The organism is Prochlorococcus marinus subsp. marinus str. CCMP1375 (genome assembly GCF_000007925.1).
Lineage (GTDB): Bacteria > Cyanobacteriota > Cyanobacteriia > PCC-6307 > Cyanobiaceae > Prochlorococcus_E > Prochlorococcus_E marinus.
Map to the genome: position 1 here is coordinate 501,339 of NC_005042.1, position 14,716 is coordinate 516,054.

14 protein-coding genes and 1 pseudogene are annotated in these 14,716 nt (G+C 37.8%); 10 read left to right on the plus strand and 5 right to left on the minus strand.

What is annotated here, in order from left to right; genetic code table 11:
• From hemH to PRO_RS02685, 3 genes are all read left to right on the plus strand, one after another.
• On the plus strand, window positions 1-1,176 hold the full coding sequence (hemH, locus tag PRO_RS02675; protein WP_011124679.1) for a ferrochelatase: 1,176 nt from the start codon (window positions 1-3) through the stop codon (window positions 1,174-1,176).
• 137 nt (window positions 1,177-1,313) lie between these two features.
• Window positions 1,314-3,068 (plus strand): biosynthetic-type acetolactate synthase large subunit, encoded by a 1,755-nt coding sequence (gene ilvB, locus PRO_RS02680; RefSeq protein WP_011124680.1) that lies wholly within the window; start codon window positions 1,314-1,316, stop codon window positions 3,066-3,068.
• A gap of 40 nt (window positions 3,069-3,108) precedes the next feature.
• The gene (locus PRO_RS02685; protein ID WP_011124681.1) at window positions 3,109-3,474 is read left to right on the plus strand and encodes a thermonuclease-like protein; all 366 of its coding nucleotides are present in this window, start codon (window positions 3,109-3,111) and stop codon (window positions 3,472-3,474) included.
• Window positions 3,475-3,497: 23 nt separating this feature from the next.
• Here PRO_RS02685 and pgeF read toward each other — a convergent pair whose 3' ends face one another.
• The 3 genes from pgeF to PRO_RS02700 are packed head-to-tail and all read right to left on the minus strand — an operon-like array spanning window position 3,498 to window position 6,447.
• Window positions 3,498-4,286, minus strand: coding sequence for a peptidoglycan editing factor PgeF (gene pgeF / locus PRO_RS02690; RefSeq protein ID WP_011124682.1), 789 nt, complete (start codon window positions 4,284-4,286; stop codon window positions 3,498-3,500).
• A 14-nt stretch (window positions 4,287-4,300) separates the two neighbouring features.
• On the minus strand, window positions 4,301-5,194 hold the full coding sequence (locus PRO_RS02695; protein WP_011124683.1) for a Tab2/Atab2 family RNA-binding protein: 894 nt from the start codon (window positions 5,192-5,194) through the stop codon (window positions 4,301-4,303).
• Window positions 5,194-6,447: a S1 RNA-binding domain-containing protein gene (locus PRO_RS02700; RefSeq protein WP_011124684.1), complete on the minus strand. Its 1,254-nt coding sequence runs from the start codon at window positions 6,445-6,447 to the stop codon at window positions 5,194-5,196. Before PRO_RS02700 ends, PRO_RS02695 begins: the two co-directional genes overlap by 1 nt.
• A 61-nt stretch (window positions 6,448-6,508) precedes the next feature.
• Between PRO_RS02700 and PRO_RS02705 the strand changes: the two genes are divergently transcribed.
• The 6 genes and pseudogenes from PRO_RS02705 to folE all read left to right on the plus strand — a co-directional run bounded on the left by PRO_RS02705 (window position 6,509) and on the right by folE (window position 11,850).
• On the plus strand, window positions 6,509-7,342 hold the full coding sequence (locus PRO_RS02705) for a creatininase family protein (RefSeq protein WP_011124685.1): 834 nt from the start codon (window positions 6,509-6,511) through the stop codon (window positions 7,340-7,342).
• An 87-nt stretch (window positions 7,343-7,429) separates the two neighbouring features.
• Complete coding sequence (locus tag PRO_RS02710) at window positions 7,430-8,143, plus strand: aldehyde oxygenase (deformylating) (RefSeq protein ID WP_011124686.1); 714 nt, start codon at window positions 7,430-7,432, stop codon at window positions 8,141-8,143.
• A 144-nt stretch (window positions 8,144-8,287) separates the two neighbouring features.
• The gene (locus PRO_RS02715) at window positions 8,288-9,331 is read left to right on the plus strand and encodes a long-chain acyl-[acyl-carrier-protein] reductase (RefSeq protein WP_011124687.1); all 1,044 of its coding nucleotides are present in this window, start codon (window positions 8,288-8,290) and stop codon (window positions 9,329-9,331) included.
• A 31-nt stretch (window positions 9,332-9,362) separates the two neighbouring features.
• A complete protein-coding gene (locus PRO_RS02720) occupies window positions 9,363-10,352 on the plus strand; it encodes an acetyl-CoA carboxylase carboxyltransferase subunit alpha (RefSeq protein ID WP_011124688.1) in 990 nt (329 codons plus the stop codon).
• A gap of 26 nt (window positions 10,353-10,378) precedes the next feature.
• The gene (locus PRO_RS02725) at window positions 10,379-11,086 is read left to right on the plus strand and encodes an SDR family oxidoreductase (protein ID WP_011124689.1); all 708 of its coding nucleotides are present in this window, start codon (window positions 10,379-10,381) and stop codon (window positions 11,084-11,086) included.
• 59 nt (window positions 11,087-11,145) lie between these two features.
• Window positions 11,146-11,850 (plus strand): annotated as a pseudogene (folE, locus tag PRO_RS02730) (GTP cyclohydrolase I).
• Between the two features lie 3 nt (window positions 11,851-11,853).
• Here folE and PRO_RS02735 read toward each other — a convergent pair.
• Window positions 11,854-12,615, minus strand: coding sequence for a phosphoribosylanthranilate isomerase (locus PRO_RS02735; protein WP_225866401.1), 762 nt, complete (start codon window positions 12,613-12,615; stop codon window positions 11,854-11,856).
• On the opposite strand from PRO_RS02735, the gene PRO_RS02740 reads away from it, so the two are divergent.
• Window positions 12,593-13,858 carry a site-2 protease family protein gene (locus PRO_RS02740; RefSeq protein WP_011124693.1) on the plus strand — a complete coding sequence of 422 codons (1,266 nt, stop codon included), beginning with the start codon at window positions 12,593-12,595 and terminating at the stop codon, window positions 13,856-13,858. The genes PRO_RS02735 and PRO_RS02740 overlap by 23 nt on opposite strands.
• Here PRO_RS02740 and PRO_RS02745 read toward each other — a convergent pair.
• Window positions 13,765-14,535: a lipoate--protein ligase family protein gene (locus PRO_RS02745; protein WP_036891792.1), complete on the minus strand. Its 771-nt coding sequence runs from the start codon at window positions 14,533-14,535 to the stop codon at window positions 13,765-13,767. The two genes, PRO_RS02740 and PRO_RS02745, sit on opposite strands and share 94 nt — an antisense overlap.
• Window positions 14,536-14,716 lie beyond the last annotated feature (181 nt).

Sequence of the window (14,716 nt, forward strand, 5' to 3'; positions counted from 1 at the left end):
ATGACTCGTGTTGGCGTCCTTTTAATGAATCTGGGAGGGCCCGAGCGAATTAAAGATGTTGGCCCATTTTTATATAACCTTTTTTCAGACCCTGAGATAATTAGATTACCCCTCCCAATTTTTCAAAAACCTTTAGCTTGGTTTATAAGTACTCTTAGAAGTTCAAAATCTCAAAAAGCTTATCAAGCAATTGGTGGCGGCTCTCCTCTAAGAAGAATTACTGAACAACAAGCAAGGGAATTACAGAGCGCGCTGCGTAATAGGGGAATTAATGCAACTAGTTATGTTGCTATGAGATATTGGCATCCTTTTACTGAGTCTGCTGTTGAGGATATTAAGGCAGATAATATTAATGAAGTTGTTGTACTTCCCCTTTATCCTCATTTCTCAATAAGTACAAGTGGGTCAAGTTTCAGAGAGTTGCGACGTTTGCGTGAGGTAGATAAAGAGTTTCAAAAACTATCTATAAGATGTATTCGAAGTTGGTTTGACAACACTGGATATATAGCTTCCATGGCAGAATTAATCGAACAAGAAATCTCTTCCTGCGAGTCTCCAAATGCAGCACATATTTGCTTTACAGCACATGGAGTCCCAAAAAGTTATGTGGAAGAAGCAGGTGATCCTTATAAAGATGAAATACAAGATTGCGCTCTGTTGATTATCGATAAGGTTGAAAAATCCCTTGGATTTAGTAATTCTTATACTCTTTCTTATCAAAGTAGAGTAGGCCCTGAGGAGTGGCTAAAGCCATATACAGAAGAAGTGTTAGAAGAGCTTGGAGCTAATGGAGTAAAGGAGTTGATAGTAGTGCCAATAAGCTTTGTCAGTGAACATATAGAAACCCTTCAGGAAATTGATATTGAGTATAAAAAGATAGCCCTTAACAATGGAATAATTAATTTTCGTAGAGTTAAGGCTTTAGATACATACCCTTTATTTATTAATGGGCTTGCTGATTTAGTTGCCTCTTGTCTTAGCGGTCCAGAAATAAGCCTAGACGAAGCTGCTAAATTACCTGAAAAAGTTAAGCTTTACCCTCAAGAAAAATGGCAATGGGGTTGGAATAATAGTGCTGAAGTATGGAATGGAAGGGTTGCAATGTTTGTTTTTATTATTTGTTTCTTTGAGTTGGTGATTGGCAATGGCCCTTTACATTACATTGGTCTTCTTTGAAGGATGCTTTTTAAAGATATATCAATTAATTAATCACTAAAATAGCCAATAAGAATTTAATTTTTGAATCGATATAGCTTTTTATAGGCAAAACAACCTTTGTCCATATAACATTTATCTAAGATTATTTCTTTGCCGTGACTCTGTCGTCTTCACCTTTTGGTATAGGTGATTCAACAAAAAAGGAGCAAAATCAGATTCTAGGGGCAGATGCCCTTATGGAATCTCTTAAAAATCACGGTGTCGATACTATTTTTGGGTACCCTGGAGGAGCTATCCTTCCTATCTATGATGCGGTTTATAAAGCAGAAAAAGCAGGTTGGGTAAAACATATTTTAGTTAGACATGAGCAAGGTGGTGCTCATGCAGCTGATGGATATGCAAGGTCCACAGGAAAAGTTGGTGTATGTTTTGGCACCTCAGGACCAGGAGCAACAAATTTGGTTACAGGAATTGCCACAGCTCAAATGGACTCTGTTCCATTGGTTGTTATTACTGGACAAGTCCCAAGACCAGCTATTGGAACTGACGCCTTTCAAGAAACAGATATTTTTGGTATTACTCTCCCAATTGTTAAGCATTCTTGGGTTGTAAGAGATCCTTCTGAAATAGCATCTGTTATTGCCCAAGCTTTTTTTATTGCTTCTTCTGGGCGCCCAGGACCAGTCCTAGTTGACATTCCAAAAGATGTTGGCCAAGAACTTTTTGATTATCAACCTGTTCAGCCAGGTTCTTTAATCCCTGCAGGCTTTACTCCTCCTCAAAAGCCAGACCCAGTGGCTATATCTAAAGCGCTGGATTTAATTGAAAGAGCTAAAAAGCCACTTTTATATGTAGGAGGAGGAGTTATTTCTGCAAGTGCTCATGACACTTTATTTGCTATTGCCAAGCGATATCACTTGCCTGTTACGACAACATTGATGGGTAAAGGTGCATTTGATGAACGTGAATCTCTTTCTGTGGGGATGTTAGGGATGCATGGCACTGCATATGCCAATTTCGCAGTAACTGAATGCGATTTATTAGTAGCTATAGGAGCACGTTTTGACGACCGAGTGACTGGAAGACTTGATTCATTTGCAGCAAATGCAAAAGTTGTTCATTTTGAAGTAGACCCTGCAGAAATTAACAAAAACAGAGTTGCAGATGTTGCGGTTTTAGGAGATTTAGCAATTAGTCTTTCTGATTTACATGAACTTAGCAAAAGAAGAACTGTTAAACCAAATACTCAAGAATGGTTGGCTCAAATAGAAGAGTGGAAGATTAAATATCCACTTTTAATACCTTCAAAAGAAGGGGAAATATATCCACAAGAAGTATTGATTGAAATTAGAGATTTAGCACCAGATGCTTATATAACAACTGATGTGGGCCAACATCAAATGTGGGCAGCTCAATATTTAAGAAATAGTCCACGTCATTGGATTAGCAGTGCAGGATTGGGAACAATGGGTTTCGGAGTACCTGCTGCCTTAGGAGTGCAAGTTGCTTTGCCAAAACAACAAGTGATTTGCATTGCAGGTGATGCAAGCATTTTGATGAATATTCAAGAATTAGGGACTATCTCGCAATATCAATTAAATACAAAAATAATTATCATTAATAATCATTGGCAAGGTATGGTGCGACAATGGCAGCAAAGTTTTTATGATGAAAGGTATTCAGCAACTAATATGTTAAACGGGGAGCCGAATTTTGTTGCTTTAGCTAATGCTTTTGGAGTTGGAGGCGTGATTATTAAAGAGCGTAATTCATTGAAAGAAAAGTTAAAAGAAGCTCTTAATTCCGAAGGACCAATGCTCATTGATGTTCATGTCCGTAGAGATGAGAATTGTTATCCAATGGTTCCACCAGGTAAAAGCAATGCTGAAATGGTTGGTTTGCCTGATTAGAATCTAGGCAAAGTTTAATTCCTAGCTTTTATTATTATTTATGATTGGTTTATTTCTTAGAAGACTGAAGGCCTTTATATGTATTTCTATTTTTATTTTCATAATACCTTTTAAGGCTTTGCCTGCAGAAGTATTACAGGTTTCAAGCCCTTCTATTATACAAATAGGAGATAATAATAGAAATTATAAGGTTAAGCTTGCTTGCATCAATATTGAACCTTCAAAAGAGAGCGAAGCTCTAAATTGGATGAAATCCACACTACCAAGACACTCAAAAGTTAACTTATTGCCACAACGATCTGAAGATGGTATTTTACTTGCTGAATTAATCAAATTGCGCTCAAATCAAGATATTGCAAAGTCGATGTCAGAGATGGGTTTTGGAGAGTATTACTGTAGAGATTAATTAAAAATATCAGCTATTTAATATTAATTGGATGAGATAAAGCTCCATTGCCTTGATTTGATCTTTTCTCTACGCCAAGATTGGAAATAACTTGACTCTGAATATGTACAATTAGAATTTATGCTAATCTGATTTTCTTTTATTCCTTCATTCTTCAACTGAATTTTTGCAGTTAATCTAATATCTAATAGAAACTCTTCTGGAGTATTTGTGATTTTAATACAACCAGTGCTAATCATGTATTTAATAAAATCATTGAATTGATAGTTTTTGTTCTTGTTAAAGTCTAAGTAGATACTATTAATTGTACTTTTACTTACTATATAATTATTAATACTTATTGCTGGACCTAGCGCTATTAACAAGTTTTGTTTATCAAACCCCCACTCCTTTATGGTTTCTATAGTGTTTCGTAGTATGCCTTTTGCTAACCCTCTCCAGCCAGAATGTACAGCAGCAACATATCTATTTTTCATGTCACCTATTAAAATAGGGATGCAATCAGCTGTATATATCCATAAACCTTGATTGTCTTGATCACTAAAAATACCATCGGCCTTTTTTAATTTATTAGAACTTAGTTCCGAAGTTTTTATTATTTCACTTCCATGCACTTGATGTAAAGAATAAATGCATGTACCAGGAGAAAATAGTTTGCTTAGGCTTTTGTTTTTATTATCACCTGATACTTTTGTAAAGAATCCATGATTGAATCCATTATCTAAGAGAAGTTTGGATTGTAAGTAGATAATTCCATTGTCTTTTATGGTAATCCAATCTTTATTTCTTATTAGTACTTTTTTCTTACTCAATTTAATTTTAACTTTCAGATTAGGTCTATATCTTTAAGCATCCAAAAGCCAGTAAAGCTTTCTTCTTCGGGTGAAGTTTGAATTGCTATAAATTGAATTCCGTCAGCATTTGCTTTGCCATTAATTAAACTATCCTTTACCTTTTCAGCGTAGTCTTTGCTCATATCTGTAACAAGCCATAGAGACTCTTGACCTGACTCTAAAAGCAACTGGTTATTTTCAACTAATAATCTTACTGGTTCTAAACCGCTCAGCCATGCTGATAGAGGGAGTGCTCTTGTTTTGCTAAACATACGAAGTCCCGGTATTTCAATGTTTCCTTCTAATGATTTTTTAATTGGCAGGAGTGCGTTGAATTCCATTGGCCATTCACGGGCTCCCCTAATTGCCTCAATAGATAGTGAAGAAAAGCTCCAAGCATCTCCTCTAAGTGCTTCAGGAAGAGGTTCTGGTTGAGTAAAGTCTATGGAGGGATTTGGTGGTATTGGTGCAGATATATAGCCTTCTTCATTGGGATAAACATCTTTGTCTCTTTGTAATAACCATTCGTGAAGAGAAAAAGTCCTTCGGCTTTCAATAACTTCTATCCCAACTTTTTCTGATGCTTTTGTGATCATTGTTTTCATAGATGTCCGCCAACAGCGCAATCTTTTAGGAAAGGCCCACCCTTGTTTTGAAGAATCTTCTAAGGCTTCTTTTAATGCTTCACTGAGCCAAATGGAATTGACTTCATTTGCCGGACATTTTTTTTCCCAACGGAAAGTCTCTGCACCTGAAAAATCTTGAGTGCTTGAGATTAGTAATTCCCATCTTTTTTTTCCATCAATCTCTATTACTGGTCGCGAATAAAAGTCAACTTCCCAATCTGCCTTGTTAAGGGGTTTTCCTACGTTGTTAGGGTCTTCCATTATTTGACCTCTTCTTCTTTTGGCTTAAAAAGACCTTGAGCTTTTTTGGCGCGATCTTCTGCTTCAGCTAAAACTTTTTCTTTGTCTATGAGCAACTCTCCTGGGAGACCTTCGAGCAGTGCAGTATTTAATCCAATTCTCCCTCTGGCTGGGTCCAGATCAGTTATTAGCGCTTTGACATTATCGCCTTGATTAAATACCTCTCTCAGTGATCTGAGACTTCCATTTGTGATCATTGATTGATGCAAAAGACCGCTAATCCCTCCTAAGTCAACAAAAAATCCATATGGTTTAACCGATATAACCTTTCCTTCTATAAGTTGTCCCACTTCAAGTTCAGCAAATTTAGCTGCAGTAGCGGCTTTTTTTTCTGAGAGGATAAGCTTTCTATTGTCTGGGCTGACTTCAATAAAAGCTACATTAATTGTTTTACCAACAAGAGATTCATGGTCATCTCCTTGATTAAGTTGTGATCTAGGAATAAAACCCCTAAGACCTTCAAGGTCACATGTTACTCCTCCCCGATTAAATCCATTTAGTTTCACTTCAACAACTTTTGCTTCTTTTGCAAGCTGAATGACCTTGTCCCAGCTTTTGCGAAGGGCCAATGCTCTGCAGCTAATGGTAACCATCCCATCTGCATTTTGTTCTCGTGTTACAAGTACTTCTACCTCTAAGCCTTTAGGGAAGCGCTCTTTGAGATTAGTGATAACACCAAGCCCGCATTCACTTTTAGGCATGAAGCCAGGAGCTTTGCCCCCAATATCGACATATACGCCGTCACTCTCTACACCTATTACTGAGCCTTTAGCTGTTTCACCTGTATTCCCTACAGGTTCATTTTCATCAAGAGCAGCTAGGAATTCTCCTTCATCAAAATCAAAATCATCAACGCTTCTTTCAAGGAAACCATCACTTTCAAAAGGTGTTGAATTATTTTTTGAGGAATCTCTTTCTTGAGCAAGAAGATCTCCCATTGAAAGTCCTTCTTCATACTCTTGATCAAATGCGGTTTGATTATTTTGGGCAATATTTTCAGAAGGCTTGCTGGTGTTGGGAGAAAGTGGCTGTTTAGCGCCTTTTGAGATTGTTGAAGACTTTTGCCTGGATTCTTCAACTTTTTTTAGATTGTCAATATCTTGACGTTCTTCTTTACGGCTAATATGCATTACCTGCAAGGGCTTACGCAGATCGCTCTGCTCTTGCCTAGGAGGGTTAGGTCTTTTAGGTTGGGGGTTTCCTGAACCGGCCATTGGACCTTAATGTGGGTTGTCAATAAACCATTGTTGCAGGAAAAGTTAAATTATTTCATGTTTGGAGGTTATTTCTATCACTTCTAATTCACGTAATTTAGCTTTCCTTTCTTGGCCAGAAGCTTCTGAAGCTGCATCGAAAGAGGGTTCTACATTGGTTTGGCCTTTCGGTGCATGCGAACAACATGGGCCTCATTTGCCTTTGATTACAGATACTTTGTTTGCAGAAAGTATTTTGAAAGAGGTTTTTGATTGTTTGCCTAATGATTTGCCAATTTGGTCGTTGCCTTCTCAATCAATAGGGTTTTCACCTGAGCATCTTAGTTTTCCGGGAACACTTTCTTTGTCAGGGGATTTGATGCTCAAAATGATTAGCGAAGTTGGAAAACAGTTGTCAGAGATGGGGTTTCAAAGACTTGTTTTTTTTAATGCTCATGGAGGACAAATAGGCCTTTTACAAGCAATTGCAAGAGAACTTAGAGTTCAATGTCCTTCTATGGCTGTGTTGCCATGCTTCTTATGGAGTGGAATTGATTCTTTAAAAGATTTAATTCCTCATAAAGAAGTTGAGCAAGGATTGCATGCAGCTTTAGCAGAGACAAGCTTAATGCTTTCTTTAAATTCTGATTTAGTAGGAGAAGCAAGACCTTTTGATGGTGATATGGATGTGTTCGATAAAAAAAGGATTTTGCCTCCTGAAGGTTGGAGCCTAGAAGGGGCTGCCCCTTGCGCATGGCTTACGCAAGATCTAAGCAAGACAGGCGTTGTGGGCGATAGTCGAGGGTCAACACCTGAGCTGGGGAATCAGTTAAGAAAAAAATTAGTTGAGCATTGGATTAAGTTGTTTTTGAATCTTTTGGACAGCAACTGGCCACCAATTGATCATCAAAAATAAATTAAATACCAATAAAACCTCTTAAGAAACAAACTATTTTGCACTTTATTCGGTACACTTCCCCATATTGTGAATCAAAAAGGACTTATGCAGACCTTAACTAATCAGGTTGCTAGTGCTGATGAATTGGATAATTTGCCAGACTTTTCATCTTCTCAGTACAAAGATGCTTATAGCAGAATCAATGCAATTGTTATTGAGGGAGAGAAGGAGGCTCATGATAATTACATGTCTATCGGCACTCTCATACCAGACAAGGCAGATGAATTAAAGAAGCTTGCAGTTATGGAGTTAAAGCATATGAGAGGTTTTACTGCTTGCGGTAAAAATCTTGGAGTAAAAGCTGATATTCCTTTTGCAGAGAAATTCTTTTCTCCTTTACATGGTAATTTTCAAAAGGCTTTTAAAGAAGAAAATTTAACTACTTGCTTTCTTATTCAAGCCATTCTTATCGAAGCTTTCGCAATATCTGCTTATCACGTTTATATAAGAGTTGCAGATCCTTTTGCCAAAAAGATCACAGAAAATGTTGTGAAGGATGAATATCTTCATCTGAACTATGGTCAGCAATGGTTAAAAGCAAACCTAGACACTTGTAAAGAAGAGTTGATGAAGGCCAACAAGGAAAACTTGCCTCTTATTAAGTCAATGCTTGATCAAGTTGCTGATGATGCATGTTCACTTTCAATGGATAAGGAAGAGTTGATGGAAGAATTTATGATTGCCTATCAAGATTCTCTTTTAGAGATTGGCCTTGATTCTAGGGAAATTGCTCGTATGGCTTTAGCTGCGCTTGTCTAATTGGATCCAGAATTAGTACAAACTACTAATTTAAAAGTTTTTTACCGTTAAAAAACTGCTAATAGTAATTTCTTTGGTGTTTCATCGTTTAATCTATGAAATTCCATTTAAGAGTTACTTCATGAATGAAGTATCAGTTAGGCAATGTTTGGATTGATCGGCCACTCAACAAGTTTTAAAGATGCCAGGCAAAAGGCTATGGATTTAGGATATGACCATATTGCTGAAGGTGATCTGGATGTTTGGTGTAGTGCTCCGCCTCAGCTTGTTGAGCATGTAAAAGTTGTTAGTGCAATTGGTAAAACTATTGAGGGAGCATATATCGATTCATGTTTTGTTCCAGAAATGTTATCTCGATTTAAAACTGCTCGAAGAAAAGTGCTTAATGCAATGGAACTAGCCCAAAAAAAAGGAATAAACATTACTGCTCTAGGCGGGTTTACTTCGATTATTTTCGAGAATTTTAATCTTCTTGAGAACAAGCAGGTCCGAAATACTACTCTCGATTGGGAACGCTTCACTACCGGCAATACACATACTGCTTGGGTTATATGCCGCCAATTAGAGATTAATGCTCCTTTGCTTGGGATTGATCTTCAGAAGGCTCGTGTAGCAGTTGTTGGAGCTACTGGGGATATCGGCAGTGCAGTTTGTAGATGGCTTTCTCAAAGGACAGGCGTAAGTGAGCTTCTTTTGGTCGCAAGACAACAGCAACCTCTTAAAGATTTGCAGAAAGACCTTGGAGGAGGAAGAGTGCTTAGATTGGAGGAGGCTCTCCCTGAAGCGGATGCTGTGATATGGGTTGCCAGCTTGCCTAAAAATCTTCAAATTGATAAGTCTAAACTTCGTAAGCCTTGCCTAATGATTGACGGCGGGTACCCCAAAAACCTTGATGAGAAATTTTCTGGGTCAGGGATTCATGTATTGAAGGGAGGAATTGTTGAGTTCTTTGAAGATATTGGTTGGAATATGATGGAAATAGCAGAGATGGATGTTCCTCAAAGGCAAATGTTTGCTTGTTTTGCTGAGGCAATGCTTTTGGAATTTGAGAATTGCCATACCAATTTTAGCTGGGGTAGGAATAACATTACTTTGGAAAAAATGGATTTTATAGGTGAAGCTTCTTTAAGGCATGGGTTTTCAGTGCTTAGGCTTCAACCTAATAATCTTCAGGCAGCTTTTGCTTGACTTTTAGTAATTAATTAATTCTTTATTTGCTATGGCCCGTCGTTATTTGTTGGAGTTTGAGAAGCCATTAGTAGAGCTAGAAAAGCAAATTGAACAGATTAGAGAGTTGGCTAGGGACTCTGAGGTTGATGTAAGTCAACAATTACTTCAATTGGAAACTCTTGCGGCAAGAAGGAGAGAGGAGATTTTCAGTGCATTAACACCAGCTGAAAAGATACAGGTTGCAAGGCACCCTCAACGACCAAGTACGCTTGATTTTATTCAGATGTTCTGCGAGGACTGGATAGAGTTGCATGGAGATAGGAATTGCAGTGACGATAGTGCTTTGATTGGCGGAATAGCTCGAATAGAAGATATTCCCGTGCTCTTAATTGGACAACAAAAGGGAAGAGATACAAAGGAAAATGTAGCTCGAAACTTTGGCATGGCGAAGCCAAGTGGATATAGAAAAGCTTTAAGGCTAATGAATCATGCCGATAAGTTCAATTTGCCTATTATTTCTTTTATTGACACTCCAGGTGCTTATGCAGGCTTGCTCGCTGAAGAACAAGGGCAAGGAGAAGCAATAGCAGTTAATTTGCGAGAAATGTTCCGAATTAAAGTACCTATTATTGCCACTGTTATTGGGGAAGGAGGCTCTGGCGGAGCCTTAGGTATTGGTGTTGCAGATAGATTGCTCATGTTTGAACATAGTGTTTACACGGTAGCTAGTCCAGAGGCATGCGCTTCGATCTTATGGAGAGATGCAGCAAAAGCACCTGATGCAGCAGCTGCATTAAAGATCACGGGATCAGATCTCTTGACTCTAGGGATTGTCGATGAAGTTATTAAAGAGCCAGCGGGAGGTAACAATTGGGCTCCTTTGCAGGCTGGAGAAGCATTAAAAACGTCAATACTTAGGCATTTGACAGAGTTATCAACTTTAAGTGAACACAAATTAAGGGATAATAGATATAAGAAATTTAGGCAAATAGGTAGTTTCTTGGAGCTAAGTTCGCAGGAAGAACAGCTCATTACATAGAATATTTGTCAATGAGAATTAATTAATTGGCAACTGCTCTTATTACAGGAGCCTCTAAAGGGATTGGTAAGGCTACAGCAAAAGCTTTTGCTCATGCTGGTTGGGATCTCTTGCTCGTGGCTCGTTCTAAAAATATTCTTCAATCCTTATCAGCGGAATTGGAAGATTCAGGGTCCAAGGTATTTTTTAGGTCTATTGATCTTTCTAATCCTGAAGAGATCTCTAGCGGCTTTCATGATTTGTTAGGGAATGGACTTTGCCCATCAGTTTTAATTAATAATGCTGGTGTTGCTTGGACAGGTGGATTGTTATCAATGCCAATCGATCGATGGAATTGGTTGATGCAGGTTAATCTAACAAGTGTTTTCCAAGTATGTGCTGCTGTTGTTCCCTCTATGAGGCAAGAAGGTGGTTTGATTATTAATGTTAGTAGCCATGCTGCAAGAAACGCTTTTCCTCAATGGGGAGCTTATTGTGTAACTAAGGCGGCATTAGAAAGTCTTACTAAATGCATCGCTAAAGAAGAGAATGAACATAACATTAGGGCTTGTACTCTTACCCTAGGTTCTGTTAATAGTAAGCTTTGGGATTCTGATACTGTAAAGAGTGATTTTGATCGAGAACAAATGCTTTCGGTTGATCAAGTTGCTGCCGAGCTTCTTCACTTGGGTGAACAGCCTCATTCACAAGTAATTGAAGATCTCACACTAATGCCTTCTGCAGGTGTGTTCTGATTCTATTTATGACTTCAACAACAGATTCTTCTTCCATTAATAAAAATGATAAAGAACCTATGAAAGGTTTTGATGATTGGTCATTAGTATCAGATCGCATTCGAGCGAGACTCAAAGAAAGGGATATCTCTTTCTTTGCTAATGACAACTTGGCTGAATGTATTTAGCCTGGAGAACTTGAAGAGTTGGAAAAAGAAGTCTCCGTCCGAATAAAAGACCTACTTAAGAGCTTGGTTATAGATATAGATAATGATCATAATACTAGAGAAACACCCGAAAGAGTTGCACGAATATATATCAATGAAGTTTTCAAAGGAAGATATCATAAACAACCAAAAGTCACTAGTTTCCCTAATGTCAAACATCTAGATGAAATCTATACAGTTGGACCTATTTGTGTTAGATCAGCTTGTTCTCATCACTTTGTCCCCATTATGGGAAATTGCTGGATAGGAATTAAGCCTGGAGCACGTGTGATTGGATTATCTAAATTCTCCAGAGTTGCTGATTGGGTTTTTTCTAGGCCTCATATTCAGGAAGAAGCTGTCATGATTCTTGCTGATGAAATAGAGAAGTTGTGTGAACCTCAGGGTCTTGGGATAATTATCAAAGCTGATCATTACTGTATGAAACTTAGAGGAGTTAAGGAGAGTCAATGCAGCATGGTTAATTCAGTTGTAAGAGGTGATTTTAGGCATGATTCAAGTCTTAAGCAAGAATTCTTTGAGCTTGTTAGACAGCAAGAAACAGCTCTTTCTAGATAAGACTTAAGTAGCTCTTATTTTCTTTATTAGCTCTTCTACTTTCTTTATATTTTTTATTCCTGGCTCTAATTCTAATTTGCTAGATGCATCAATTCCAAAGGGTTTTAATTTAGATAATATTTCTTGAATACAATCGGAAGAGATCCCACCTGCCAGCCACCAAGGGAGCTGGAAATCTATATCTTCAAGCCATTCTATGGGTATTCTTTGCCCTGTTCCTCCTAAGCTACTTTTGTGCCAACTATCAAATAATATTGCATCAACTGAGGCTTGATATCCTTTTGCTGTAACTAAGTCATTTTTTTGTCGAATTTGAAAAGATTTCCAAAATTGAATATTTGGATGTGATCTTTTTAAGTCTTCACAGTATTGTTTTGACTCATTTCCATGCAGTTGAACAATCGAAGGAGACCCTTTGCTGTTTAGACCTTTGATGATTTCATCTTTATTTAAGTTTGCTACAACCCAAACTCTTTCTTTTGATGGAACAGCTCTAATCATTTCCTCAAATAATGTGCGTCTTTCTGGCTCTGAAATATAACGCGGTGAGTTTTTAACCCCTATTACACCAATAGCATCTGCTCCCATTAATGCTATTTCAATGGCCTGTTGCGGCTTTGTGATGCCACAGACTTTGATGGCTATAGATGCTTGAGCCCTCATAGTCAAACTTAATGGCCTATTCCCTTTATAGGATTGAAGTAGTTCATCACCATCTTCTAGCTTACAAGGAGGAGAAAATTTGCAAGGTGTTGAGTTAATCAAGTTAAAAGGAATTTCCTTAAAAGTGCATCCAAGTTGGGTGTTTATTCTGATTGTCTTTACTCGTATATCTCAAGCTCAATTTTCTAGAATATTTACTGATCAATTCCCGGCTTGGCAGGCTTGGGGTGTTGGGTTTTTGACATCGGCATGTTTTTTCTTGTCCGTCCTTTTGCGCGAGCTTGGCAACTCTTTTATTGCGTTGAATGAGGGAGTCAAAGTGCATGACATTACACTGTTTTCCTTAGGTGGTATTAAGAGAGTGGATAAGCAATGCTCCACTCCTATGGGCAGTCTGAGAATCGCTATAGCTGGGCCTTTGATAAATATTGCTATTGGGATTTTATGTTTGTCTTGCGCTCAAATTGTTGATAGTTCAAATCTCATTTTCTTAAATCTTTTGAGTCAAGTTGGAGTTATTAATTTTCTTTTAGCCCTTTTCAATTTATTGCCAGGCCTTCCTCTCGATGGTGGCGTGATACTTAAGTCAATTGTCTGGCACTTTACAGGGAGTCAAAGGAAAGGACATAGAGCTGCAAATGCTTCTGGCCGGTTTTTTTCTTTGATAGTGATTTTTTTAGGAGGCTTGATTGCTTTTGCTGTTAAAGGCGGATTTGTTTTGGGATTTTGTTTGATAGTTATTGGTTGGTTTGGTCTAAGTTCCTCAAGATCACAAGATCAAATAATAGTTTTACAACAAGCTCTATATGATTTGTCTGTAAAAGATGCTTCTCGTAAGCGTTTTCGAGTTCTTGAACACAATCAATCACTAAAAGCTCTTAGTGAATTGCGCTTATCATCTCAAAGTGAAAATGGAGATCCTCAATTGGTTCTTTTATGCAATTTAGGAAGATGGACAGGTTATATTACTGACAAGTTATTGATGGATGTACCTGCTGAAGATTGGGATCAATATTTATTATCTGAATACAGTCAGCCTCTGACTGATTTGCCTTCTATTAGTGAGAAAAGACCTCTTTGGTATGCAGTTTTAGAATTAGAAAGAGTAAAAGGTGAAAGCCTTTTGGTTCTCAATCCTGCAGGTTTACCTTCTGGAACTATTGATAGAGTTGATCTTTCTGAGGTGGTTTTAAAAAAGCTAGGATTTAATCTTCCAAGAGCTTTCCTAGATCTTGCTAGAAAGAATAATATTTATCCTTTAGGAATTTCTTTGTTCAAAATTGTAGAAGGAATGATTGATTCTGGATTAATCCCAAAATCTGAATTGGATAAAGTTACTAAGTAACTATTTGAATTTTCAGAAATTTCTTTTAGATCATTTGGTTCTAATCCTTTGTGAGACCATTTAAGTGTTGACCAATGTGAAATCAAGGCTTCTGTGAGCAATCTTTCTAGATCAACTCTAGGAACTGTCTTTGGAGCTGGCTTGGGAGGATCAGTATTGAAGATTTCTTCCCAAAGTTCTTTTGGAGGGTCTAAAAGTATTTCACCATGCTGAAGCAGATTTCCTCGTTTCCAGAATTGAGCACTCCCTATACGTTTGATCCCATTTTGGTCAACCAAATCAGCAGAACTTGAGGTTGAAAAACAATTGTCAGAAATGAAACTATGAGGATGATTGCCAAATTGCAAATGGAGTCCAAGTTTAGAGAAACAGTTGATTAACCATTGGCTCGCAGCTATATAAGCTTGGTGCTTTTTGATTGGCGGTGATAGCCAAGCGAGTGAATAGGTTAATCCAGTGTGAAGAACAGCAGTTCCACCGCTAGGCCTACGAACTATGTTCAACTTTCTTTCTTTTATTAAATTGATCCAATGCCTTGGTAATTCTCTTTGGTTTTTTCCAATGGATAGCCAAGTGCCTTCCCATTGATAAAAACGTATCAAGAGTGATATTTCAGGAATTTGGAGTAATTTTTCAAGCATCATTACATCGGCTGCCATCTGACAGGGTCCAGACAAGGCAGAAGAATGGATTATTTGCCCATGGCACTTTCTTTTCTTAGAGCTATAAGAGTATTTCTCGTTAAACATCTTTTTAAGTTTTGCCTGATAATTTGGAAAATTTTGTATAGAAATTTAAATCGAAGTGCATTAATCCATGACAGGGTTTTGCAAAAGCCCCCATTTTTGACCGTTTAAG